Source organism: Streptomyces sp. NPDC104814 (genome assembly GCF_055583185.1).
In genome coordinates this window covers 106996-131185 of the sequence record NZ_JBVJOL010000006.1, presented here as the reverse complement: position 1 = coordinate 131185, position 24190 = coordinate 106996, and the positions used below count along the sequence as shown (strand labels likewise).

Genomic DNA, 24190 nt, shown 5'->3' with positions numbered 1-24190 from the left:
GGCTGAACCCCCGCGGCGCTACTCCCCGTCCAGCACCCTGCGCCACTCGGCGACCGCCTCGACCGAAACCGGCCCGGCCCACCCCGTGGCACGCGCCGCTCCGCCGATGTGAAACGCGTCGATCCCGGCCGCGAGCAGCGCGGGGACGTGGTCGAGCCGCAGCCCTCCGCCCACGAGGATGCGCTGCTCGTACCGCCCCGCCTCCGCCAGCAGCGTCGGCATACCCGCGTCGACGCCGGAGGCGTCCCCGGCGGTGAGGTACGCGTCCAGCCCCGGCAGCCCGTCCAGCGCCTTGCGCAGCGCGTCCCGGTCGGCGCAGTGGTCGATGGCCCGGTGGAACGTCCACGCGCAGCCGTCGAGCACGGACACCACCCGCTCGACGGCCGCCAGGTCCACCCCGCCGTGCGCGTCGAGGAACCCGAGCACGAACTGGTCGGCGCCGGCCGCCCGCAGTTCCCGCGCCGTGTCCACCAGCCGACGGAGGTCCCCCGCCGCGAACCCGTCCGCGAGCCGCAGCATCACCCGCAGGTCGATGTGGACCGCGGCGCGGATCGCGGTGAAGGTGTCCACGGACGGGGTGAGCCCGTCGGCGGCCATGTCGGTGACCAGCTCGAGGCGGTCCGCGCCTCCGGCCTGGGCGGCGACGGCGTCCGCCGCGTCGAGGGCGATCACCTCCAGGACTGCGCGCTTGCTCATGGGACCCCATTCGTCGGCTCGGACGGGCTACTACAGGTCTAGTCCAATTGAGGATACGCCGAGGGGGTCCCCGGGAAACGCGGTCCCTCAGCCGAACACGTTCAGCTCCTCCTCCCGCGCCCCCGCCAGTTCGTATCCGCCCGCCTTCACCGGCCGGCCCGCGTACAGCCGGACCAGCGTCGCCGCGTCCCCGATGTAGCGGGCCGGCGGCCGCTCCTGCACGATGGCGCCGAGCCGCAGCGGCTCGTCGACGTCGTCCAGGTCCGCCTGGAGCGGCAGGTGGTCGCGCTCCTGCGTCCGCCGCACCAGCAGCGCGAGGGCGTACGGCAGCGCGGGCCCGCCGTACGCGCCGGGCTCCCCGAGGGCGTCGCGCACGTCGCCGGCGTGCACCCACTCCCCCAGCGCGAGCCCGTCCAGCTTCCCGCCCGCCTCGGCGATCAGCGGGCCCGCCTCGGTCATGCCGCGTTCCAGCTCGTCCACCACCTGGGCGTTCGTCCACTCGGCGCGCTCGGCGATGTCCCGGTCGTTGGACTGCGGGGAGAACACGTCCGGCTCGAAGCGGCCCTGCACCACCCGGGTCAGCGCGGCCGAACAGTGCGCCAGCACATCCCGCACCGACCACCCCGGACAGGCCGCCGTCGGCAGCGCGAAGTCGGCGTCGGGGCGGGACCGCAGCAGCGGGATCAGCACATCGCGCTCGGCGATCAGCAGCCGTACGGGCACTTCCGGATCACGTACATCAGTCGTCATGCCCTCCACGCTAGGGGGCTTACGGCGCATGGCGGGAGAATGAGCGCATGGCCGATCTCGACGATCTGCGTTCCCGCTGGCTGCGCGCCTTTCTCGCGGCGTGCGACGACGACTGCGGCGCCGGCGATCCGTACCGGTACGCCGACGCCCTGCTGCGGTGCTGGCAGGAACCCCAGCGCCACTACCACACGCTCACGCACCTCACCGCGGTCCTCGACCACGTGGACACGCTGGAGAAGTACGCCGACGACCCCGACCTCGTCCGCCTCGCCGCCTGGTTCCACGACGCCGTCTATCTGCCCGAGCGGTCCACGAACGAGGAGCGCTCCGCCCGGCTCGCCGAGCGCGCCCTGCCCGAGGCGGGTCTGCGCGCGGAGAAGACCGCCGAGGTGGCCCGGCTGGTGCGGCTCACCGTCGGGCACGACCCGGCCGACGGCGACCGCAACGGGCAGGTGCTGTGCGACGCCGACCTGGCGATCCTGGCGGCGCCCCCGTCGGCGTACGCCGCGTACACGGCGGCCGTGCGCGAGGAGTACCACTTCGTGCCGAACGACGCCTTCCGGGCCGGGCGTTCGGACGTCCTGCGCCATCTGCTCGCGCTGCCCCGGCTGTTCAGCACGCCGTACGGACAGGAGCACTGGGAGGCGACCGCCCGCTACAACCTCCGCTCGGAGCTGGAAATGCTGTCGACCACGGCACCGCCGGATGCCTAGGGTGCCGCTCATGAAGACATGGGGCGGGGACCAGGTGGACGCGGCCGTGGCGGGTTGCCTGGCGGCGTTGCGGCCGGTGGCGGACCGGGACTGGACGGCGGCGAAGGCGGGCCGGCTGGAGTGGGACTGCCGCAGCACGGCGTTCCACATCGCCGAGGATCTCTTCGCCTACGCGGGGCAGTTGGCGGGCCGGGCCCAGGACGACTACGTGCCCGTCGAGCTGTTCCTCGAGGGTGATCCGGACAACTCCGGAGTGCTGCAGGTCATCGAGACCATGGGCGTCCTGCTGGCCACCACGGTCCGCGCGACCCCGCCCGAGGTGCGCGCCTTCCACCCGTACCCGTTCCGCAGCGCCGACCGCGAGGGCTTCGCCGCGATGGGCATCGCCGAGGTGCTGCTGCACACCCATGACATCGCCGAGGGCCTCGGCTTCGCCTACGAGCCGCCCGCCGAGCTGTGCGAGGACGTGCTCACCCGCCTCTTCCCGCACGTCAAGCCGGGCCCCGCGCCCTGGCCGACGCTGCTGTGGGCCACCGGGCGCGGCGAGCTGCCGGACCGCGCCCCGGTCACCGAGTGGCGCTGGCGCAACAACCTGGTCATCGCGACCGAGCGGCTGACGCTGACCGGCGTGCGCCCCGCGTCCGCGCGGGACCTGAACCTGGGCGGCGACGGCGGCTTCACCTGGGACGAGGACGGACCGTACCAGGGCACCCGGGGCGCGGCCGGGATGGTGGCGCAGGCGTACGAGGCGGGCGTGCACCGGCCGGAGTTCGGCATGTTCGTCCTCGTGCGCCGGGAGGACGGCCGCGCGATCGGCGGCATGGGTTTTCACGGCCCGCCGGACGAGGAGGGCCGCGTGGAGATCGGTTACGACCTCGTCCCCTCCGCCCGCGGCCGGGGTTATGCGACGGAGGCGCTGCGGGTGCTGTCGCGCTGGGCGCTCGAGCGGGACGACGTGCGGGTGGTCTTCGCGACCGTCGACCGGGACAACGAGCCCTCCCGAGCGGTGATCACCCGGGCCGGCTTCACACAGGTCAGCGACGACGGCACACAGCTCGCATACGCGTTGCGCCGCGGGTCCTCCGCGTAAGCCCCGTAAGGGGCGGCCCGGCCGCGGATCCGCCGCGAGACACCCCCTACGGCCGGGCGGCGCCCTTGCGGCGGCGCAGGCCCGACTCCGTCAGCAGCCGGACCACCTCGCGGCTGCTGACCTCGACCGCCCCGGCGGCCACCGCGTCCGGGTAGCGGTGGGACGGGATGTCGTAGTGGTCGCGTTCGAAGGCCCGCCGCGGGACGCCCAACGCGTCCGCGAACGCGTGCAGTTCGTCGTACGACACATCGCTCACCAGGTGCGACCACACGCGTCCGTGCCCGGGCCACACCGGCGGGTCGATGTACACGGTCACGAGGAGCGCGTCCCGCCCGCGGCCCCGCCGAGCCGGCCCACCGCGGCGACCTTCACCCCCGCCTTGTGGCACACCCAGTGCGGATCGGGCCCCAGTTCGGGCTCGACGTCGAGGGCGTGCGGGTCGCCGGAGCCGCACACCGGGCACAGCGGCCAGCGGCCGTACCGCTCCAGCAGGGCGTCCTGCACGTCCTGCGCGACCAGCCCGGGGAGGTAGGCCACCCCGTCCGGCCACTGCTCGACCCACCAGCGGCGCTGGGCTATCGAGTCCTCGACGAGCGACACCACGTCCGCCTCGGCGACCTCACGTGCGATCAGGTCGGCCATCACACGCGCGCGGGCCGCGTGCAGCGCCTGCTCCAGGGGGCTGATGGGATCCATGTCCCCATTGTGCGCACTCTTGCCCCGAGCACCGAGCCGGAAATATCTTTCAGGGGTGAGCCAGGATGTGAAGGAAATTTTCGGTGGGGCGCTGGCCGCCAAGGTGCGCACGCTCGCCCCGTCGATGACCCGTTCCATGCAACGCGTCGCCGAGGCCGTCGCGAGCGACCCGGCCGGCTGCGCCGCCCTCACGGTCACCGGCCTCGCCGAACGCACCGGCACCAGCGAGGCCACGGTCGTGCGCACCGCCCGCCTGCTCGGCTACCCCGGCTACCGCGACCTGCGCCTGGCCCTCGCCGGCCTCGCCGCACAGCAGCAGTCCGGCCGCGCACCCGCGATCACCACCGACATCGCGGTCGACGACCCGATCGCCGACGTCGTGGCGAAACTGGCCTACGACGAGCAGCAGACCCTCGCGGACACCGCCGCCGGCCTCGACACCGGGCAGCTCGGCGCGGCCGTCAGCGCGCTCGCCGCGGCCCGCCGCACCGACGTCTACGGCATCGGCGCCTCCGGCCTGGTCGCCCAGGACCTCACCCAGAAGCTCCTGCGCATAGGCCTGATCGCGCACGCCCACAGCGATCCGCACCTCGCCGTCACCAACGCGGTGCAGCTGCGCGCCGGGGACGTGGCGATCGCCATCACCCACTCCGGCTCCACCGGCGACGTCATAGAACCGCTGCGCGTCGCCTTCGAGCACGGCGCCACCACCGTGGCGATCACCGGACGGCCCAACAGCCATGTCACGCAGTACGCCGACCATGTGCTGACCACCTCCACCTCCCGGGAGAGCGAGCTGCGCCCGGCGGCCATGTCCTCCCGGACCAGCCAACTCCTCGTGGTGGACTGCCTGTTCGTGGGCGTGGCGCAGCGCACGTACGACACGGCGGGGCCGGCGCTGGCGGCGTCGTACGAAGCGCTGGCCCATCGGCACCGAAGGTAGCCCGGCCGCTCGAGACCGCAGGAACGACGTCGTGGGTGACTGCGGGTCCGTTGTGGCTGATCGCGCCCACGCGGCGGAGCCGCACATCGAACAGAGTCCGCACCCCTTCGGGTGAGACATCCGCACCCCCGACCGAAAGAGCCGTTCGTCATGGCCACCAACCCCCACGCCCCCGATCTGCGCGCCCAGCTCGACTCCTTGACCACGGAGGCCTTCCGGCCCGAGCTCGCCGAGATCGATCAGCTGCCGACCCTGGAGATCGCCCGCCTGATGAACGCCGAGGACGCCCGGGTGCCCGGTGCGGTCGCCGCGTGCCTGCCGCAGATCGCCGCGGCCGTAGACGCCGTCGCCGAGCGGATGTCCCGCGGCGGCCGCCTTGTCTACGCCGGGGCCGGCACCGCCGGACGGCTCGGCGTGCTCGACGCCTCCGAGTGCCCGCCCACCTTCAACACCCGGCCGGGCCAGGTCGTCGGGCTCATCGCCGGCGGCCCCGAGGCCATGGTCACCTCCGTCGAGGGCGCCGAGGACTCCAGGGAGCTGGCCCGCGCCGACCTGGACGCGCTGACGCTGACCCCGGACGACAGCGTGGTCGGTGTCTCCGCCTCCGGCCGTACCCCGTACGCCGTCGGCGCGGTCGAGTACGCCCGCTCGCGCGGAGCGCTGACGATCGGCCTGGCCTGCAACGCGGGCAGTGCCCTCGCGGCGGCCGCCGACCATGGGATCGAGATCGTCGCGGGGCCCGAACTGATCACCGGCTCCACCCGGTTGAAGTCCGGCACCGCGCAGAAGCTCGTGCTGAACATGCTCTCGACGATCACGATGATCCGCCTCGGCAAGACCTACGGGAACCTGATGGTCGACGTGCGCGCCTCCAACGCCAAGCTGCGCGCCCGTTCCCGCCGGATCGTCGCGCTCGCCACCGGAGCGGGCGAGGAGGAGATCGAGGCGGCGCTCACGGCCACCGACGGCGAGGTGAAGAACGCGATCCTGGCCCTGCTCGCCGAGGTGGACGGCCCGACGGCGGCCCGCCTGCTGGCCCGGTCCGACGGGCATCTGCGCGCGGCGCTGGCGGCGGCCCACGCGTCCGCGGAGCAGTGAGTCCGCCTTCCCCGCGCACGCGGAGCGGCGGTCGCGGCCTACCCTCGGGTACATGAACCACGCGCAGCTCACCGCCCTCGGGCGCGCCCTCCGGCTCCTCGGCGAGCACGGCGAGGCGCTCACCACCGACACTCCGGACGCCCGGCTGCACGAGGTGAAGACGGATCTGCGGCGGGCGCTGGACCTGCTGGAGGAGAGCGTGACGTCGGCGCCGCCGACCACCCGCTGCGCCGAGCACCCGCAGGGCCCCGTGGACGAGAGCGCGCCGGACCTGTGCCTGCTGTGCGAGACACGGCGGCGGGCGGCCCGGCGGGCCGAGGTCGGCGGCGGCTACGGCCGGCCGCGGGTGGACACCGCCGAGCGGATGCCGTCCCGCTACGGCGTGCGCGAGGACCGGCCGCAGCCGCAGCAGCGGTGGCTCGCGGAGGCGTGGAACGGCCGCGAGTGGCAGCTGTGCGGCACGCCACGCCACGACCGCCGGGAGGCCGAGCTGTATCTGGCCGCCCAGCGGCGCGGGCCCCGGCCGGCGATGGCGTACCGGCTGGTGCACGAGTTCACCGACTACGAGGTGCTGCGGGTGTGGGGCACGCCGGTGAAGGTGGACATCGAACCGATGGGCAACATGTAGCCACCGGCACCGCACCCCCCAAGGGGCGCGGCGAACTGCGGGACCAGCCACCCCGCACCCGCACACGAACCCCCCAGGCCGCCCCGCCATCGGAGCACCGGCACGGCAACCCCCAAGGGGCGCGGGCTCTGTTCGATGTGCGGCTCCGCCGCGTGGGCGCGACCAGCCACCCCGCACCCGCAGAGGAACTGCCCGCCTCGCCCCGCCCCGCCTCAGCGAAGCGTCTTCAGCGCCGCCGCGTCGTACGGCTTCAGCTCGTCGAAGCGGCCGGCGAGCACCTTCGCCGCCCACTCGGGGTCCTGGAGCAGGGCCCGGCCGATGGCGACCAGGTCGAACTCGTCGGACTCCAGTCGGTCCAGCAGGTTGTCGATGTTCTTGACCGGCGAGCCCTCGCCCTGGAAGGCGTGGATGAAGTCGCCGTCGAGGCCCACCGAGCCGACGGTGATGACGGGCTTGCCGGTCAGCTTCTTGGTCCAGCCGGCCAGGTTGAGGTCGGAGCCGTCGAACTCCGGCAGCCAGTAGCGGCGGGTGGAGGCGTGGAAGGCGTCGACACCGGCGGCCGCCAGCGGCGTGAGGATCGCCTCCAGCTCCTCGGGGGTCTCGGCGAGACGGGCGGCGTAGTCCTGCTGCTTCCACTGCGAGTAGCGGAAGAGGACCGGGAACTCCGGCGACACCTTCTCGCGGACGGCCGCGACGATCTCCGCCGCGAACCTGGTACGGGCGACCGGGTCGCCGCCGTAGGCGTCGGTGCGGCGGTTGGTGCCCTCCCACAGGAACTGGTCGATCAGGTAGCCGTGGGCGCCGTGGATCTCCACGCCGTCGAAGCCGATGCGCTCGGCGTCGGCCGCGGCCTGGGCGAACGCGGCGACGACGTCGTCCAGGTCGCCTTGCGTCATGGCCTTGCCGGTGGGCTCGGCGCCGGCGGTGACGAGGCCGGAGGGGCCCATGGCCGGGGCGTCCGGGAAGGGCGGCTGGCCCTGCTCGCGGACCATGCCGATGTGCCACAGCTGAGGCACGATCGTGCCGCCCCCGGCGTGCACGGCCTCGGCGACCTTCGCCCACCCGGCCAGCTGCTCCTCGCCGTGGAAGCGCGGCACCCGGTCGCTCTGTCCCGCCGACTCATGCCCGACGTACGTGCCCTCGGTGACGATCAGACCGACACCGGCGGCGGCGCGGCGGGCGTAGTACGAGACCACGTCCTCACCGGGGATGCCGCCCGGCGAGAACATCCGGGTCATCGGCGCCATGGCGATGCGGTTCGGGACGGTCAGACCGTTGATCGTCGTCGGACGGGAGAGCAGGGCGGCCGCGCGGGCGGCGGCGGGCTCGGCGAGGCTCATGGGCAGGGCTCCTCAAGTGACCGGAGGGTATGTGCACGCGCATTGTTGCACTCACTGAAGCAACCATGCGCGGCCCGTCCCTCATTCCGGTCAGCGGGCCCGGCCCGTGTGACCCCGGACACGCCCGAGGGCGGCACCCCCAGCCGGAAGCTGGGGCTGCCGCCCTCGGAAAGGCCTTCGCGAAGACCCGAAAGGACAGGTGATCCGGAAGGATCAGAAGTCCATGTCACCGCCCGGCATGCCGCCGCCGGCCGGGGCCGAGGCCTTCTCCGGCTTGTCGGCGATGACGGCCTCGGTGGTGAGGAACAGCGCGGCGATCGACGCGGCGTTCTGCAGCGCGGAGCGCGTCACCTTGGCCGGGTCGATGATGCCCTCGGCGACCAGGTCGACGTACTCGCCGGTCGCGGCGTTCAGGCCGTGGCCCGGGGTCAGGTTGCGCACCTTCTCCACCACGACCCCGCCCTCGAGGCCGGCGTTGACCGCGATCTGCTTCAGCGGGGCCTCGAGCGCGAGCTTCACGGCCTGGGCGCCGGTCGCCTCGTCGCCGTCGAGCTCCAGCTTGTCGAAGACGTGCGTGGTCTGCAGCAGGGCCACGCCACCGCCGGCGACGATGCCCTCCTCGACGGCCGCCTTGGCGTTGCGGACGGCGTCCTCGATGCGGTGCTTGCGCTCCTTGAGCTCCACCTCGGTGGCGGCACCGGCCTTGATGACCGCGACACCGCCGGCGAGCTTCGCCAGGCGCTCCTGCAGCTTCTCGCGGTCGTAGTCGGAGTCGCTGTTCTCGATCTCGGCGCGGATCTGGTTCACGCGGCCCGCGACCTGGTCCGAGGAGCCGGCACCGTCGACGATGGTGGTCTCGTCCTTGGTGATGACGACCTTGCGGGCGCGGCCCAGGAGGTCCAGGGTCGCGTTCTCCAGCTTGAGGCCGACCTCCTCGGAGATGACCTCGCCGCCCGTGAGGATGGCGATGTCGCCGAGCATGGCCTTGCGGCGGTCGCCGAAGCCCGGGGCCTTGACGGCGACGGACTTGAAGGTACCGCGGATCTTGTTGACGACCAGGGTCGACAGGGCCTCGCCCTCGACGTCCTCGGCGATGATCAGCAGCGGCTTGCCCGACTGCATGACCTTCTCCAGCAGCGGGAGCAGGTCCTTGACGGAGCCGATCTTGGAGTTCGCGATGAGGATGTACGGGTCCTCGAGCGACGCCTCCATGCGCTCCATGTCGGTCGCGAAGTAGGCGGAGATGTAGCCCTTGTCGAAGCGCATGCCCTCGGTGAGCTCGAGCTCGAGGCCGAAGGTGTTGCTCTCCTCGACGGTGATGACGCCTTCCTTGCCGACCTTGTCCATGGCCTCGGCGATGAGCTCGCCGATCTGGGTGTCGGCGGCGGAGATGGAGGCCGTGGAGGCGATCTGCTCCTTGGTCTCGACGTCCTTCGCCTGCTCCAGCAGGGCGGCGGAGACGGCCTCGACGGCCTTCTCGATACCGCGCTTCAGGGCCATCGGGTTGGCACCGGCGGCGACGTTGCGCAGGCCTTCCTTGACCAGGGCCTGGGCGAGCACGGTCGCGGTGGTCGTACCGTCACCGGCGACGTCGTCCGTCTTCTTGGCGACTTCCTTGACCAGCTCGGCGCCGATCTTCTCGTACGGGTCCTCGAGCTCGATCTCCTTGGCGATGGACACACCATCGTTGGTGATCGTGGGCGCGCCCCACTTCTTCTCGAGGACGACGTTGCGGCCCTTGGGGCCGAGCGTCACCTTGACGGCGTCCGCGAGCTGGTTCATGCCGCGCTCGAGGCCGCGCCGCGCCTCCTCGTCGAACGCGATGATCTTGGCCATGTGAAGTGGTCCCTCCAGGACTGGGGGTGATTACTTCGGACCGCGCCCGCGCCCGCGACGGACGGCCCAGACCTGCGGGTTCCTTGCCCCGCCCGGCCCCGGCCTCACCGACCCGGTCCTTACGTTGTCACTCTCACCTTCAGAGTGCTAACGCAATGATTAGCACTCGGCATGGTCGAGTGCAAGCGCCTGACGGGGGTCGGGGCGGTGGATCAGCCGCCCGCGAACACGTCCCCCGGCGCCGTCCGGACGTGTCCGGGCACGCGGAAGGGCCCGCACCCTGTGCGAGGTGCGGGCCCTTCGTGCGTGAATGAACGTTCAGGCGGTGACGCGAACCATGTCGGCCTGCGGACCCTTCTGGCCCTGCGAGATCTCGAACTCGACCCGCTGGCCCTCTTCCAGGGTGCGGTAGCCGTCCATCTGGATGGCGCTGTAGTGGACGAAGACGTCCGCACCACCGTCGACCGCGATGAAGCCGTAGCCCTTCTCCGCGTTGAACCACTTGACGGTGCCCTGAGCCATGCCTAACTCCCCTATTACTGGCCCTTGCACAGATCCACACTTCGCGGATCCGGGTCAGACCTCACCCCCCGGATGGGTGGGGGCGTGCGCCGGAACGCGTCGACCGCGGCTGAATGTATCTGTCCAACTGCCGTCTGCAACAGGTCAATCGGACGAGAAATCTGGACGGGGCCGGTCCGAAATCTCGCGAGAATTCACCTGAATTCCGAGCAAGTCGGGCCACGCAAAGGGTGCAAAAAAGACAAAAGACCTGCTTACTTTGGCTACTTCTTGTCGCCCGTGCAGCAGGTTCGAGAGATCGCGTCCCGTCGAATGCGGGCCGCGTTCCCCAACTCTACCTCGTCTAACCACATGGAATTGCCCCCTCCGTTTCTCTCACGGAGGGGGCAATTCGATGAACTCTGTGTGTCAGCAGCCGCCGGCGACCGCCGGGATGATCGACACGCCCGCACCGTCCGGGGTGGCCGTCTCCAGACCCTGCTCGAAGCGCACGTCGTCGTCGTTGACGTACACGTTGACGAACCGGCGCAGCTTGCCCTGGTCGTCGAGCACCCGCGCGGCGATGCCGGTGTGGTTCTTCTCCAGGTCCGCGATGACCTCGGAGAGGGTCGCGCCCTCGGCGGGCACCTCGGCCTGGCCACCGGTGTAGGTGCGCAGGATGGTGGGGATGCGAACGGTCACGCTCATGCGAGGCCAGCCTCTCGGAAGGAGTCCAGGGTCGGGCGGATGGTGGCGGTCAGGCCGGTGCCGGCCACCGCGTCCAGGGTCTTCAGGCCGTCACCGGTGTTCAGGACGACCGTCGTCTTCGTCGGGTCGAGGAGACCGTTCTCGATCAGCTTGCGGGTCACACCCACGGTCACCCCACCGGCGGTCTCCGCGAAGATGCCCTCCGTGCGGGCCAGCAGCTTGATCGCGTCGACGACCTGCTCGTCGGTGACGTCCTCCACCGCGCCGCCCGTGCGGCGGGCGATGTCCAGGACGTAGGGGCCGTCGGCCGGGTTGCCGATCGCCAGCGACTTGGCGATGGTGTTCGGCTTCTGCGGGCGGACCACGTCGTGCCCGGCCTTGAAGGCCGTGGACACCGGCGAGCAGCCCTCGGCCTGGGCGCCGAAGATCTTGTACGGCTTGTCCTCGACCAGGCCGAGCTTGATCAGCTCCTGCAGGCCCTTGTCGACCTTGGTGAGCTGCGAGCCGGAGGCGATCGGGACGACGAGCTGGTCGGGCAGCTGCCAGCCGAGCTGCTCGCAGATCTCGTACGCCAGCGTCTTGGAACCCTCGGCGTAGTACGGCCGCAGGTTGACGTTGACGAAGCCCCAGCCCTCGCCGGCCGGGTCGCCGATCAGCTCGGAGCAGAAGCGGTTCACGTCGTCGTAGTTGCCCTCGATGCCGACGAGCTCGCCGCCGTAGATCGCGGCCATGACGACCTTGCCCTGCTCCAGGTCGTGCGGGATGAACACGCACGAACGGAAGCCGGCCCGCGCGGCGGCCGCGCCCACGGCGCCGGCCAGGTTGCCGGTGGAGGAGCAGGACAGGGTGGTGAAGCCGAAGGCGCGCGCCGCCTCCAGGGCCTGCGCCACCACACGGTCCTTGAAGGAGTGGGTGGGGTTGCCGGAGTCGTCCTTGACGAAGAGCTTGCCGGCGTCGACGCCGAGTTCGCGGGCCAGGTGGTCGGCCTGGACGAGCTTGGTCCAGCCCGGGTTGATGTTCGGCTTGTCGGCGACGTCCGCGGGGACGGGCAGCAGCGGTGCGTAGCGCCAGATGTTCGCGGGTCCCGCCTCGATACGCTTGCGGAGTTCCTCGGTGTCGTAGGCCGAGAAGTCGTAGGCGATCTCGAGCGGGCCGAAACACTCCTCGCACGCGAAGACCGGGCCGAGCGGGACGCGGTGACCGCATTCGCGGCAGCTGAGGGCCGCGGCGGGACCGAGGTCGACGGTGGAGGTGCTGGTAACTGTCTGCGCAGCCATGTGAGGCGAGGCCCTTTCTCCTCATCTTCCTCACGACGCATCTCGCCGTGAGACGGAATTGGCACCTTCCCCGGCCGGGAGCCTCGCGTGAACGAGTCCGGAGTCAGGGTGGTTGCCGGGGCTTCACCGGGCCGTGTCCCTCTGCCCCTCTGGATGAGCGGTATTCGGTTGTGAACGCGGGCGACCCCCGACATGCGATGGTCATCAGCGTTGTTCAAGACTGTAACCGAAGGCCAGGACAGTTGAGATAGTCGTCCGAACCGCGAGATGGATCACACGATCACCCGATGTGAGCCGGTGTGATCACGACAGTGAGGAGCCGCAGACCGTGCTTCCGGAAGTCGAGCGCTGGCTCACCACCCGCTCCTGGTCCGTGGCCGACCGCCCGGTGCACCAGGTCCTGGCCGCCAAGCGGGCCACGGGACAGAGGGTCTCCGTCGTGCTGCCCGCGCTGAACGAGGAGGAGACGGTCGGCGACATCGTCGCCGTCGTCCGGCACGACCTCATGCAGCAGGTCCCGCTGGTCGACGAGCTGGTCGTGGTCGACTCGGGCTCCACCGACCGGACCGCCGAGGTGGCCGCCGCGGCGGGCGCCCGGGTCGTCCACCGCGACACGATCCTGCCGCGCATACCCGCCGTCCCCGGCAAGGGCGAGGTGCTGTGGCGCTCCCTGCTGGTCACGAGCGGCGACATCGTCTGTTTCGTCGACGCGGACCTGAAGGAGTTCTCCTCCGACTTCGTCACGGGCATCGTCGGCCCGCTCCTGACCGAGCCCGAGGTCCAGCTGGTCAAGGCGATGTACGACCGCCCGCTGGCCGGCGCCGCGGGCCAGGGCGGCCGGGTCACCGAACTGATGGCGCGCCCGCTGCTGAACATGCACTGGCCGCAGCTGGCCGGCTTCGTCCAGCCGCTCGGCGGCGAGTACGCCGCGCGCCGCTCCCTGCTGGAACAGCTGCCCTTCCCCGTCGGCTACGGCGTGGAGCTGGGCATGCTGGTCGACGCCCTGCACCTGGCCGGTCTGGACGCCCTCGCCCAGGTCGACGTCGGGGTGCGCATCCACCGTCACCAGGACGGCCAGGCCCTCGGCCGGATGGCGGCGGCGATCTACCGCACCGCCCAGCTCCGGCTGGCCCGCGGCCACCTGATCCGGCCGTCCCTGACCCAGTTCGAGCGGGGCGAGGACGGCTTCGAGCCGCGCACGTACTCCGTGGACACGGAGGAACGCCCCCCGATGACGGAGATCGCGGAGTACGCGGCGCGCAAGGTGGCGTGAACGGCACGTATACGACCGGCCACCTGATCCGGCCATACGTTTGAGTTTTTCCGGGGCGGGCTAGGTTGAGGCGTATGGCTTCCACGCACGTTGCTGATCAGAGGGCTCGGGTGCTGGTCGCGTCCAACCGCGGCCCGGTGTCGTACTCGGTGGGCGACGACGGCTCGCTCACCGCCAGGCGCGGCGGTGGCGGGCTGGTGTCCGGGCTGTCGGCCATCGGGCCGGAGGCGGGCGCGCTGTGGGTGTGCTCCGCGCTGTCCGACGGTGACCGCGAGGCGGTGCGCCGCGGGGTGGGCGAGCAGGGCGTGCGGATGCTGGACATCCCGGCCGAGGTGCACGCCGACGCCTACAACGGCATCGCCAACTCGGTGCTGTGGTTCGTGCACCACATGCTCTACCAGACGCCCCTGGAGCCGGTCTTCGACGCGGAGTTCCGCCGGCAGTGGGCGTCGTACGAGGCGTACAACCGGGCGTTCGCCGAGGCGCTGGCCGAGGAGGCCGCCGAGGGCGCCGTGGTGATCGTGCAGGACTACCACCTGACCCTGGTCCCGGGGATGCTCCGCGCGCTGCGGCCCGACCTGCGCATCGGGCACTTCTCGCACACGCCGTGGGCGCCGCCGGAGTACTTCCGGATGCTGCCGGACGACATCGCGCGCAAGGTGCTCGACGGGATGCTCGGCGCGGACCGGCTCGGCTTCCTCACCCGGCGCTGGGCGGACGCCTTCACGGCCTGCTGCGAGCAGTTCGCGGACGGGCTCGGCACCACCCGGATCGGAGTGCACGGGCTCGGCGCGGACGCCGACTTCCTGCGTGAGCGCGCGCACCGGGACGACGTCGGTGAGCGGATGGCGGCGCTGCGGGAGCAGATCGGCGCCGGCCGCAAGACGATCGTGCGGGTGGACCGCACGGAACTGTCGAAGAACATCGTGCGCGGTCTGCTGGCCTACCGGCAGCTGCTGGAGGACCACCCCGAGTGGCGTGAGCGGGTCGTGCACGTGGCGTTCGCCTACCCGTCCCGGCAGGACCTCGCCGTCTACCGGGACTACACGGCCGAGGTGCAGCGGGTGGCCGAGGAGATCAACGCCGACTACGGCACGGACGGCTGGACGCCGGTCGTGCTGCACGTCGAGGACGACTTCGCGCGCTCGCTGGCGGCGTACCGGCTCGCGGACGTGGCCCTGGTCAACCCGATCCGGGACGGGATGAACCTGGTCGCCAAGGAGGTGCCGGTCGTCTCCGACGAGGGGTGCGTGCTGGTGCTGTCGCGGGAGGCCGGGGCGTTCGCGGAGCTGGGCGAGGACGCGATCGCGGTCAATCCGTACGACGTGACCGGCACGGCGGCCGCGCTGCACGAGGCGCTCAGCATGCCGGTGGGCGAGCGGGGCGACCGGGCGAAGCGGCTGGCGGCGGCGGCGACCGCGCTGCCGCCCGCGAAGTGGTTCCTGGAGCAGCTGGAGGCGCTGCAGGGCTGACCCGCACGGCGCCCGCGCGGGGTCAGCCCTGCGGCCCGCGCGGCCGCGCGGGCCGGCTAGGCGGACCGGCTAGGCGGGCCGGGTCACCCGGTCCGCCAGCGCCGACAGCAGGCGTACGACTCCCTGCGGGCCGTCGACCACCACGTCCGCCCGTTTCGACAGCTCCGTGACCTCCGCGCTGCCGCTGCACACCAGCAGGCCCGGGACGCCCTCGGCGCGCAGCACGTCGACGGCGGCGAAGGCGGGCAGGTCGCCCAGGTCGTCGCCGGCGTAGACGACACACTCGGCGCCCACCGCGCGCACGTACTCGGTGAGCGCCACGCCCTTGTCGACGCCGGGCGGGCGCAGCTCGAGGACCAGGCGGCCGGGCTCGACGATCAGCCCGTGCCGGGCCGCCAGGCCCGCCAGCGGCTCGCGCAGCGCCTCGAACGCGGCCTGCGGGTCCTCGGCGCGGCGGGTGTGCACCGCGACCGCGCGGCCCTTCTCCTCGATCCAGGTGCCGCGCCAGGCTCCGACCGAGTCCAGCAGCCCGGGCAGCTCGGCGCGTACCGCCGCGACACCGGGGTGGGGTGGCGGGGCGGTCAGCTCACCGGTGGCGGCCTCCCAGCGTTCGGCGCCGTAGTGACCGAGGACGACGAGGTGCTCCAGGCCGGGCACGCCCGCGAAACCGCCGTGCCGTACGGCGACTCCGGCGGGCCGGCCGGTGACCACCGCGATCGAGGCGACCTCGGGGGCGAGGCGGGCGAGGGCCGGTACCGCGTCCGGGTGGGCGCGGGCCTGCTCGGGGTCGGCGACGATCGGGGCGAGGGTGCCGTCGAAGTCGAGGCCGATCACCGCCTTGCCGGGGCGGGCGAGGACGGCGCCGAGGCCCTCGCGGCCCTGCGCGGTCACCGGTTCGGGAAGGTCCGGGGGTTGCGTGTCATGGCTGCCCATACCGCGAACCTATCCCCGGACGGGCCGGGCCGAACCTGCGGAGCGGTGTCGTCACCGCTCGGCGCGGCGGGCTTCCCGTACGCGTCTGAGCCGGTTCACCGTCACCGGGTCGTGGGCGAGGGCGCGGGTGTCGTCCAGCAGGGCGTTGAGCAGCTGGTAGTAGCGCACCGGGGCGAGGCCCAGTTCCTCGCGGATGGCGCGCTCCTTCGCTCCGGGGCCGGGAAAGCTCCGGCGCTCCAGCGCGAGGATCGCCTGTTCGCGCGCCCCGAGCCCATCCTGATCCATGCCCGAAACCGTACAGCCGCCCACTGACAACGCCTCCGGCCGAGGTTGCGGCTACGGCTGCGCGCTGTCCGCCGCGACCGCCGCCGACTGGAGCTGCCCGAGGACGGACACGGCGCTGCCCGTGGGGTCGACGGCCTGCCCGATCCGCTTCTTGATGTCGGCGCTGACCGACGCCCAGGACGTCTTGCCGACCGGGTACAGCTCGCTGAGCGGCAGCTGCTGCAGGAACGGCCGGATGTCGTCGTCCTGCGCGGAGCCGCTCATCGCCCCGGAGGCGGAGGTGGTGACCGGCAGCAGGTCGTAGGTGCGGGAGAAGTCGAGGACGTTCTTCTCGCTGTAGACGAAGTCGAGGAAGTCGCGGATCTGCTCGCGGTGGCCGTTCTTCTTGAACGCCATCATCCAGTCGGCCACGCCCATCACCGACCGGCTGGGCCCGTTCACGCCCGGCATGGTCACCATGCCGAACTTCACGCCCTTCTTCGCGGCCATCTGCATCAGCGACGGATGCCCGTTGAGCATGCCGACCTCGCCGTTCGCGAAGGCGGTGAAGGCGTCGGCGCGGTTGAGCCTGCCGGGCGCCACGGGCCCGGTGAGGCCCTTGCCGACCAGCTCGTTCTTCAGCCAGGTGAACGTCTGCACGTTCTGCGCGGAGTCGATGCCGTAGGTGCCGACGGTGTCGACGTAACCGCCTCCGCCGCTCAGCAGCCACTGCATGGTCTCGGCCTGCGCCTCCTCCGGCCCGAGCGGCAGCGCGTAGGGGTACTTCACACCCCTGTCCTTGAGCGCCGCGGCGTCGGCGGCCAGCTCGCCCCAGGTCTTGGGCGGGTCGATGTGCGCCTTGTCGAAGAGGGTCTTGTTGAAGAAGAGCAGCCGGGTGGAGGCCGCGAACGGCATGCCGTACTGCACGCCGTGCACCTGCCCCGCCGACACCAGCTGGGAGACGAAGTCGGCCTGGGTGGAGATGGAGAGCACGTCGTCGGCGCGGTACAGCTCGTCCTTGGCCGCGTAGTCGGCGTAGGCGCCGATCTGGGCGAGGTCGGGCGCCCGGCCGGCCTCGGTCATCTCCTTGACCTTGCGGTCGACGTCGTTCCACGAGTAGACGCTGACGTCGATCTTCACGTCGGGGTGCTGCTTCTCGTAGTCCTTGACGAGGTCGTCCCAGTAGTGCCGGGAGCTGTTGGTGTCGTTGTCGCCGTAGTCGGCGGCGACCAGCTTCAGGGTCACGTCACCGGAGCCGCCGGTGACGCCGCAGCCGGTGACCACCGCCGCCAGGCCCAGCGCACAGATCCCCGCGATCGTCGTCGTCCTTCGCCGCTGCACCGCTCCGGCTCCCCACCCCTAGAAGACGTCACAAGACGTCTGAACCACTTTCCGATTAACGGATTAAGGTCTACACCATGGCAGTGGACTAGACCTCTCCCAGGTATCAGGTCCACACTGTCCCCCGTGAGACATGTCATCGCCCTCGACGTGGGCGGCACCGGGATGAAGGCCGCCCTGGTCGGGGCGGACGGCGAACTGCTCCACCAGGCGCGCCGGCCCACGGGCCGCGAGCACGGGCCGGACGCGGTCGTCGAGAACATCCTCGGCTTCGCCGCCGATCTGCGCGCCCACGGCGAGGCGCACCTCGGCGAGAGCGCCGCCGCGGCCGGTGTCGTCGTCCCCGGCATCGTCGACGAACAGCGCGGCCTCGCCGCCTACGCCGCCAACCTCGGCTGGCGCGACCTCCCCCTGCGCGACCTGCTCGCGAAGCGGCTCGGCGCGCCCGTCGCCCTGGGCCACGACGTGCGGGCCGGCGGACTCGCCGAGGGCCGCCTGGGCGCGGGCCGGGGCGCCGACCGCTACCTGTTCGTGCCGCTGGGCACCGGGATCGCCGGCGCGATCGGCATCGGCGGCCGGGTCGAGGCGGGCGCGCACGGCTTCGCCGGCGAGATCGGCCACATCGTCGTACGGCCCGGGGGTACCCCGTGTCCGTGCGGGCAGCGCGGCTGCCTGGAACGGTTCGCGTCCGCCTCCGCGGTCAGCCAGGCGTGGGCCGCGGCCTGCGGCGACGTGGACGCCGACGCCGCGGACTGCGCCAAGGCCGTCGCGTCCGGCGACCCGAACGCCGTCCGGGTCTGGCAGGACGCGGTCGACGCCCTCGCCGACGGTCTGGTCACCGCCCTCACCCTGCTGGACCCGCGCACCCTGATCATCGGTGGCGGCCTGGCCGAGGCGGGGGAAACCTTGTTCACACCCCTGCGGGACGCCGTCGCGCAGCGGGTCACCTTCCAGAAACTGCCGGAGATCGTCCCGGCCGCCCTGGGCGACACGGCCGGATGCCTGGGCGCAGGCCTCCTGGCCTGGGACCTCCTCGACACCACGAACGGCAAGGAGGAAACGCCGTAATGGCAACCGACCCAGGGGCGCGGGACAGCGCCGATATGCGGCTCCGCCGCGAGGCGCGAGGAACCACGACGCCGCCGCACCCCGCACTGTCCGGCACCCCCCTGGTGCTGTCCGGCGCCACGGTCGTGCTGCCCACCGGACCCGTCCCCGACGGCCAGGTGGTGATCGACGGCACCCGCATCGCCGGTGCCGCACCGCTAAACGCCCAGGTCGTCGACGTGAGCAACCACTACGTGGTGCCCGGCTTCGTCGACCTGCACAACCACGGCGGCGGCGGGGCCTCCTTCACCTCCGGCACCGTCCAGGACGTCCTCAAGGGCATCCACACCCACCGTCTGCACGGCACCACCACCCTCGTCGCCTCCACCGTCACCGGCGACATGGACTTCCTGGCGCACCGCGCCGGGCTGCTGAGCGAGCTGGCCGAGCAGGGCGACATCGCCGGGATCCACTTCGAGGGGCCGTTCATCTCGCCCTGCCGCAAGGGCGCGCACTCCGAGGAACTGCTGCGCGACCCGCAGCCGGCCGAGGTGCGCAAGCTGCTCGACGCGGCGCGCGGGCACGCGAAGATGGTCACCCTCGCCACCGAGCTGCCGGGCGGCGTCGACTCCGTACGGCTGCTCGCGGAGCACGGCGTGATCGCCGCGATCGGGCACACGGACGCCACCTACGAGCAGACCCTCCAGGCGATCGACGCGGGCGCGACGGTCGCGACGCACCTGTTCAACGCGATGCCGCCGATCGGCCACCGCACCCCGGGGCCCATCACGGCCCTGCTGGAGGACGAGCGGATCACGGTCGAGCTGATCGACGACGGGGTCCATCTGCACCCGGCGGCCCTGCAGCTGGCGTTCCATCACGCGGGCGCGGACCGGGTCGCGTTCATCACGGACGCGATGGACGCGGCCGGCTTCGGCGACGGCCGCTACATGCTCGGCCCGCTGGAGGTGGAGGTCGCCGACGGTGTGGCGCGGCTGGTGGAGGGCGGCTCGATCGCGGGCTCCACGCTCACCCTGGACCGTGCGTTCAAGCGCGCGGTGACGGTGGACCGGCTGCCGGTCGAGGACGTGGTGAGGGCGCTGTCGGCCAACCCGGCGCGACTGCTCGGACTGGACGACCGTATCGGGTCGCTGGAGCCCGGCAAGGACGCCGACCTGGTCCTGCTGGACGAGCATTTCGACGTGAAGGGCGTGATGCGGCGCGGCACGTGGGTGGTTGGCCCCCAACTGGCCTGATCCGTCCGCTCGTACGGGGACGGTGGCCGGTCCCGGGGCTGGGCCGGCCGCCGTCTCTTTGGCATGATCGACCCTCCGGAAGTCCACGGTCAGCACACGTATGCGGGGGAGGTCGGCCCAGGTGGTCCTCACGGTCACGCTGAACACCGCTCTCGACATCACCTACCGCGTCCGCTCCCTGCGGCCGCACACCTCCCACCGCGTCACGGACGTCATCGAACGGCCGGGCGGCAAGGGGGTCAACGTGGCGCGGGTCCTCGCGGCCCTCGGCCACGAGGTGACGGTCACCGGCTTCGCGGGCGGCGCCACCGGGCGCGTCGTCCGTGACCTGCTGACGGACACCTCCGGGGTCCGCGACGCGCTGGTGCCCGTCGCGGGTGCCACGCGCCGCACGATCGCCGTCGTGGACGAGCACAGCGGCGACACCACCCAGCTGAACGAACCGGGCCCGGTCGTCACGCCCGCCGAGTGGGGCGCCTTCCAGGACCGCTACGAGGAGCTGATCGCCTCCGCGTCCGCCGTGGCGCTGTGCGGCAGCCTGCCGCCGGGCGTGCCCGTGGGCGCGTACGCGGGCCTGATCCGTACGGCGCGCGCGGCGGGCGTTCCCGTCCTGCTGGACACCAGCGGCGAGCCGCTGCGCCGGGGGGTCGCCGCCCGCCCGGACATCGTCAAGCCCAACGCCGAGGAACTGGCGGAACTGACGGGCTCCCACGAGCCGGTGCGCGCGACGCAGGACGCCCGGCGGCGCGGGGCGCGCGCGGTGGTGGCCTCCCTGGGCCCCGCCGGCCTGCTGGCCGCGACCCCGGAAGGCCGCTGGCGGGCCACCCCGCCGGGCCGCGTCCACGGCAACCCGACCGGCGCCGGCGACTCCGCGGTCGCCGGCCTGGTCTCGGGCCTGGTGGAAGACCTCCCCTGGCCGGACCGCCTCACCCGAGCGGTGGCCCTCTCCGCAGCGACAGTCCTCGCCCCGGCAGCGGGCGAGTACGACGCGAGGGCCTACTCGGAGCTGCGGGGCAAGGTGTCGGTGACGACGGAGGCGACGGCGGCCTAGGGCCTGTCGTTTGGATCAGGCCGGCCTCGGGCTGCGGTGCATCTCGGCCGACCCGAGCGGGGTCTGGTGCGTGCAGCTGCAAGGCGGAGGAGGGCGCCAACGCGGTGGGGGTCCCCCCTGCTCGGAGAGCTAGGGGGAGTTGGCAACCGACGGCAACGCCGCTGGGGGTCCCCCCTGCTCGAAGAGCTAGGGGGAGTGCGTGCCAGACCCCGCGACGCCGGGATGATCCAAACGCCAGGCCCTAGCCGGCCCGGGCCGTCCTCACCGGTCCACGGCGCCCGCGCCCCGCGGCCTGCGGGGAGCGGGCTGCGGCGTCAGGCCGGAGGGTCCGTCGTGATCCACATCTGGTCCAGCACCGCGTTGCACTGGTTGCCCTGCTGGCAGGAGAGCTCGATGGTGTTCGTGCCCTCGGTGAGGTTCACGAGGGCCCAGGTCTCCTGCCATCCCTTCTCCCAGTCGCCGGCCGGGGTGCCACCGAAGTTCTTCATGTTCAGCGGCTGGGTCTTGGCCGTGCCGTTGACCGAGAGGGTGGCGTTCGCGTCGGCACCCGGGATGCCGTAGCGCACGTACAGGCGGTAGGAACCCTTGTCCTTGATGCCGTTGACCGTCCAGGTGACCTTGGCGCCGACGGCGTTGAACCCGGTGACGTACACACCGCCGTCCGCCTTGGCGCCCTTCACGTCCGACGCCAGGGTCGCGCCGCCCTCCAAGCGGAGCGCCTTCGCGTCGATCGTCGGCAGCTTCACCTCCGCGTCCCCGCTGGCGCTCGACGACGGGCTCGGCGAGCTGCTCTGCTGGGACTGGGTGGGGGCGGTGCCGGCCTGGTCGTTCTTCTTGTCGCCGGAGTTGCCGTTCATCATCGCCACGCCGATGCCGATCACCACGGCCGCGACGACGGCGATCGCGCCGATCAGCAGGCCCTTGGTGTTGGGGCCCCGGCCCCGCCCGCCGGAGCCGGACCCGCCGGCCGGGGGCTGGTGGTGCTGGGCGGTCGGCGCGCCGCCGGGGAGCGTCTCGGGGGCCGCGTAGTGCGCGTTGGTCCTGCCGTAGGCACCCTGCTGCTGCGGAACCTGCCCGTACTGCCGTTCCCCGACGGTGCGTACCCGGCTGACGGAGTTCGGGTAGCCGTAGCCTCCCGCGGGCGGCTGGGCACCCCGGGCCTGTCCGTCGGCGTAGAGGTAGCCGAACGGGTCGTCGTCCTCGGGGGTGCTCGGGCCGTTGTTGCCGGGCGTCATCCCTTCGTTCTCCTCAACAGGTGGGGGGCGGATGGGGTTCTTGGTGTGGGGTGTGGCAGAGGGCGAGCCTACCCGCTCCACAAGACCCAAACGGGTGACCCGAACCGCACCCGTTGCCCCGCAACCGCGCTGACCTGCGGATTACCCCGCGCGCCTGTGCTGTTTGGGACGAGATCGTTTCTCGACGTACATCCGTTCGTCCGCCGACTTGAGGACCTCGTCGGCCGTCATGCCGCAGTGCGCCCAGCCGATGCCGAAGCTGGCGCCCACCCGCACGGCCCGGCCCTCGGCGCGGATCGGCTGGATGATCTCGTTGCGCAGGCGTACGGCGAGGTCCTGCGCGTCGGCGCGGCCGAGGCCGTCGGCGAGGATCACGAACTCGTCACCGCCCAGCCGCGCGACCGTGTCCCCGTCGCGCACGCCGTTGCTGAGCCGCCGGGCCACCTCGATGAGGACCGCGTCGCCCGCGTTGTGCCCGAACCGGTCGTTGATCGACTTGAAGCCGTCGAGGTCGCAGAAGAGCACCGCCAGCCCCTTGGCGCCGTCGTCCCGCTCGTCCTCGGGGGCGACGGTGTGCACATGGTGGTCGTAGGCGTCGTAGCCGTCGGGGGCGGGCCGGAAGTCGAAGCCGTGGCCGTTCGCGTCGAAGGCGGCGGGGTGGCCGTGGGCGGCCTCGGCGGTGTCGAAGGAGTCGTACGCGTCGAGCGCGGGGTGGGCGGTCTGCGGCCGCCGGCACAGGCGGGCGGCGAGCCGGGAGCGCAGCTCGGCGGAGTTGGGCAGACCGGTCAGGGAGTCGTGGGAGGCCCGGTGGGCGAGCTGGAGCTCGCGCCGCTTGCGCTCCTCTATGTCCTCGACGTGGGTGAGCAGGAAGCGGGGGCCGTCGGCGGTGTCGGCGACGACGGAGTTGCGCAGCGAGACCCAGACATAGGTGCCGTCGCGGCGGCCCAGGCGCAGCTCGGCGCGGCCGCCCTCGGCGGAGGTGCGCAGCAGCGTGCCGATGTCCTCGGGGTGGACCAGGTCGGAGAAGGAGTAGCGGCGCATCGCGGAGGCGGGCCGGCCCAGCAGCCGGCACAGCGCGTCGTTGGTCCGCAGGATGCGGCCGTGCTGGTCGCCGCCCATCTCGGCGATGGCCATGCCGGAGGGGGCGTACTCGAAGGCCTGGCGGAAGGATTCCTCGCTGGCGCGCAGGGCCTGCTGCTCGCGCTCGAGCCGGACCAGGGCGCGCTGCATGTTGGAGCGCAGCCGGGCGTTGGATATCGCGATCGCGGCCTGGAAGGCGTACATCTGCAGGGCCTCGCGGCCCCACGCGCCGGGGCGGCGGCCGTTGCGGGGCCGGTCCACGGACAGCACGCCGAGGAGTTCGCCGCGCGGGCCGCCCTGCGCGCCGGGCGCGTACATGGGGGCGAAGAGCCGGTCGGAGGGGTGCCACTCGTCCTCGAAGCGGGGCGCGGGCCCGTCGGTGTACCACTGCGGGACGTCGTCGTCGTCGAGGACCCAGCCCTCGGTGTACGGGATGAACACCAGGTCGCCCCACTGCTCGCCCATGGCCAGGCGGCGGTCCCAGGACGGGCGGGAGCCGACGCGGCCGGTGATCAGAGCCTCGGCGGCGGGGTTGCCGGCGAAGGCGGCGACGACGAGATCGCCGTCGGCGCGGACGAGGTTGACGCACGCCAGCTCGTAGCCGAGGGCGGTCACCACGCCGTCGGCGACGGTCTGCAGGGTGTCCGCCAGGCTGCGGGCGGTGTTCATGTCCGCCATGACCTGGTGCAGCTGCCGCAGGGACGCAAGACGGACGTAGGGTTCCGACTCGGTCTCCATGCTCGCCCTCCCCCCGAGACTTCGCAGCGAATCAAGGGTTGTCGTCGGCGTATCGTCGTCTGGGCCTCGTGGCGTGTCGTACTGCGTCTTTCGCCACTGAATCACAGCGCGCTGCTCACTCGGTACACAGGGTCAACATTTCCTTGCCCTTGTGACTCAAGTCACAGCAAAACGTGAACAATAAAGTGGAGTTTCTGCGTTTTTCCTGTGCGTTAACCGAACGG

24 protein-coding genes and 1 riboswitch are annotated in these 24190 nt (G+C 72.1%); of the genes, 10 read left to right on the top strand and 14 right to left on the bottom strand.

Going from position 1 to position 24190, the window contains the following annotated elements; all coding sequences use genetic code 11:
• Positions 1 to 18: 18 nt before the first annotated feature.
• Together ACZ64A_RS21285 and ACZ64A_RS21280 are read right to left on the bottom strand one after the other, a co-directional pair.
• Entirely contained in the window at positions 19 to 696 is a 678-nt protein-coding gene (locus tag ACZ64A_RS21285; RefSeq protein ID WP_469812123.1) for a copper homeostasis protein CutC, read from the bottom strand.
• A gap of 87 nt (positions 697 to 783) precedes the next feature.
• Entirely contained in the window at positions 784 to 1446 is a 663-nt protein-coding gene (locus ACZ64A_RS21280) for a maleylpyruvate isomerase family mycothiol-dependent enzyme (RefSeq protein WP_469812121.1), read from the bottom strand.
• 47 nt (positions 1447 to 1493) lie between these two features.
• Here ACZ64A_RS21280 and ACZ64A_RS21275 point away from each other — a divergent pair, with 47 nt between their 5' ends.
• Both ACZ64A_RS21275 and ACZ64A_RS21270 read left to right on the top strand, forming a co-directional pair.
• Positions 1494 to 2159, top strand: a complete 666-nt coding sequence (locus tag ACZ64A_RS21275) for an HD domain-containing protein (protein WP_469812120.1) — start codon at positions 1494 to 1496, stop codon at positions 2157 to 2159.
• A gap of 10 nt (positions 2160 to 2169) precedes the next feature.
• The gene (locus ACZ64A_RS21270; protein ID WP_469812118.1) at positions 2170 to 3249 is read left to right on the top strand and encodes a GNAT family N-acetyltransferase; all 1080 of its coding nucleotides are present in this window, start codon (positions 2170 to 2172) and stop codon (positions 3247 to 3249) included.
• Between the two features lie 46 nt (positions 3250 to 3295).
• Here the strand turns inward: ACZ64A_RS21270 and ACZ64A_RS21265 are convergent, their stop codons facing one another.
• Both ACZ64A_RS21265 and ACZ64A_RS21260 read right to left on the bottom strand, forming a co-directional pair.
• Positions 3296 to 3565, bottom strand: coding sequence for a DUF4031 domain-containing protein (locus ACZ64A_RS21265; protein WP_469812117.1), 270 nt, complete (start codon positions 3563 to 3565; stop codon positions 3296 to 3298).
• The gene (locus tag ACZ64A_RS21260; RefSeq protein WP_469812115.1) at positions 3562 to 3945 is read right to left on the bottom strand and encodes a hypothetical protein; all 384 of its coding nucleotides are present in this window, start codon (positions 3943 to 3945) and stop codon (positions 3562 to 3564) included. Before ACZ64A_RS21260 ends, ACZ64A_RS21265 begins: the two co-directional genes overlap by 4 nt.
• A 55-nt stretch (positions 3946 to 4000) precedes the next feature.
• Between ACZ64A_RS21260 and ACZ64A_RS21255 the strand changes: the two genes are divergently transcribed.
• From ACZ64A_RS21255 to ACZ64A_RS21245, 3 genes are all read left to right on the top strand, one after another.
• Entirely contained in the window at positions 4001 to 4888 is an 888-nt protein-coding gene (locus tag ACZ64A_RS21255) for a MurR/RpiR family transcriptional regulator (RefSeq protein WP_469812113.1), read from the top strand.
• Between the two features lie 150 nt (positions 4889 to 5038).
• Entirely contained in the window at positions 5039 to 5986 is a 948-nt protein-coding gene (gene murQ / locus ACZ64A_RS21250; RefSeq protein ID WP_469812111.1) for an N-acetylmuramic acid 6-phosphate etherase, read from the top strand.
• A 52-nt stretch (positions 5987 to 6038) separates the two neighbouring features.
• Positions 6039 to 6614 (top strand): hypothetical protein, encoded by a 576-nt coding sequence (locus ACZ64A_RS21245; protein ID WP_469812109.1) that lies wholly within the window; start codon positions 6039 to 6041, stop codon positions 6612 to 6614.
• 212 nt (positions 6615 to 6826) lie between these two features.
• Here the strand turns inward: ACZ64A_RS21245 and ACZ64A_RS21240 are convergent, their stop codons facing one another.
• From ACZ64A_RS21240 to thrC, 5 genes are all read right to left on the bottom strand, one after another.
• Entirely contained in the window at positions 6827 to 7954 is a 1128-nt protein-coding gene (locus ACZ64A_RS21240) for an NADH:flavin oxidoreductase (protein ID WP_469812107.1), read from the bottom strand.
• A gap of 213 nt (positions 7955 to 8167) precedes the next feature.
• Entirely contained in the window at positions 8168 to 9790 is a 1623-nt protein-coding gene (gene groL / locus ACZ64A_RS21235; protein WP_469812105.1) for a chaperonin GroEL, read from the bottom strand.
• 318 nt (positions 9791 to 10108) lie between these two features.
• Positions 10109 to 10312, bottom strand: a complete 204-nt coding sequence (locus ACZ64A_RS21230; protein ID WP_004986573.1) for a cold-shock protein — start codon at positions 10310 to 10312, stop codon at positions 10109 to 10111.
• A gap of 408 nt (positions 10313 to 10720) precedes the next feature.
• Positions 10721 to 10999 carry a MoaD/ThiS family protein gene (locus tag ACZ64A_RS21225; RefSeq protein ID WP_469812103.1) on the bottom strand — a complete coding sequence of 93 codons (279 nt, stop codon included), beginning with the start codon at positions 10997 to 10999 and terminating at the stop codon, positions 10721 to 10723.
• Positions 10996 to 12276, bottom strand: a complete 1281-nt coding sequence (gene thrC, locus ACZ64A_RS21220; protein WP_469812101.1) for a threonine synthase — start codon at positions 12274 to 12276, stop codon at positions 10996 to 10998. The genes ACZ64A_RS21225 and thrC overlap by 4 nt, the downstream gene beginning before the upstream one ends.
• An 18-nt stretch (positions 12277 to 12294) precedes the next feature.
• Positions 12295 to 12436, bottom strand: a riboswitch (SAM riboswitch).
• A gap of 168 nt (positions 12437 to 12604) precedes the next feature.
• On the opposite strand from thrC, the gene ACZ64A_RS21215 reads away from it, so the two are divergent.
• Entirely contained in the window at positions 12605 to 13549 is a 945-nt protein-coding gene (locus tag ACZ64A_RS21215) for a glucosyl-3-phosphoglycerate synthase (RefSeq protein WP_469812099.1), read from the top strand.
• 74 nt (positions 13550 to 13623) lie between these two features.
• Complete coding sequence (locus ACZ64A_RS21210) at positions 13624 to 15021, top strand: alpha,alpha-trehalose-phosphate synthase (UDP-forming) (RefSeq protein ID WP_469812098.1); 1398 nt, start codon at positions 13624 to 13626, stop codon at positions 15019 to 15021.
• 69 nt (positions 15022 to 15090) lie between these two features.
• On the opposite strand, the gene otsB is transcribed toward ACZ64A_RS21210, so the two are convergent.
• From otsB to ACZ64A_RS21195, 3 genes are read right to left on the bottom strand one after another with little or no spacing between them, the layout of a single operon-like run.
• Complete coding sequence (otsB, locus tag ACZ64A_RS21205; protein ID WP_469812096.1) at positions 15091 to 15954, bottom strand: trehalose-phosphatase; 864 nt, start codon at positions 15952 to 15954, stop codon at positions 15091 to 15093.
• Between the two features lie 51 nt (positions 15955 to 16005).
• Positions 16006 to 16239 (bottom strand): DUF3263 domain-containing protein, encoded by a 234-nt coding sequence (locus ACZ64A_RS21200; protein ID WP_469812095.1) that lies wholly within the window; start codon positions 16237 to 16239, stop codon positions 16006 to 16008.
• 51 nt (positions 16240 to 16290) lie between these two features.
• Complete coding sequence (locus ACZ64A_RS21195) at positions 16291 to 17559, bottom strand: ABC transporter substrate-binding protein (protein ID WP_469812094.1); 1269 nt, start codon at positions 17557 to 17559, stop codon at positions 16291 to 16293.
• A gap of 126 nt (positions 17560 to 17685) precedes the next feature.
• Here ACZ64A_RS21195 and ACZ64A_RS21190 point away from each other — a divergent pair, with 126 nt between their 5' ends.
• The 3 genes from ACZ64A_RS21190 to ACZ64A_RS21180 all read left to right on the top strand — a co-directional run bounded on the left by ACZ64A_RS21190 (position 17686) and on the right by ACZ64A_RS21180 (position 20913).
• Entirely contained in the window at positions 17686 to 18627 is a 942-nt protein-coding gene (locus tag ACZ64A_RS21190; protein ID WP_469812092.1) for an ROK family protein, read from the top strand.
• Positions 18627 to 19862, top strand: a complete 1236-nt coding sequence (gene nagA, locus ACZ64A_RS21185) for an N-acetylglucosamine-6-phosphate deacetylase (protein WP_469812091.1) — start codon at positions 18627 to 18629, stop codon at positions 19860 to 19862. Before ACZ64A_RS21190 ends, nagA begins: the two co-directional genes overlap by 1 nt.
• Before the next feature lie 121 nt (positions 19863 to 19983).
• A complete protein-coding gene (locus ACZ64A_RS21180; RefSeq protein WP_469812089.1) occupies positions 19984 to 20913 on the top strand; it encodes a 1-phosphofructokinase family hexose kinase in 930 nt (309 codons plus the stop codon).
• A gap of 314 nt (positions 20914 to 21227) precedes the next feature.
• Here ACZ64A_RS21180 and ACZ64A_RS21175 read toward each other — a convergent pair whose 3' ends face one another.
• The gene (locus ACZ64A_RS21175; RefSeq protein WP_469812087.1) at positions 21228 to 22148 is read right to left on the bottom strand and encodes a carbohydrate-binding protein; all 921 of its coding nucleotides are present in this window, start codon (positions 22146 to 22148) and stop codon (positions 21228 to 21230) included.
• Between the two features lie 141 nt (positions 22149 to 22289).
• Positions 22290 to 23966 carry a diguanylate cyclase CdgB gene (cdgB, locus tag ACZ64A_RS21170; protein WP_469812086.1) on the bottom strand — a complete coding sequence of 559 codons (1677 nt, stop codon included), beginning with the start codon at positions 23964 to 23966 and terminating at the stop codon, positions 22290 to 22292.
• Positions 23967 to 24190: the final 224 nt, after the last annotated feature.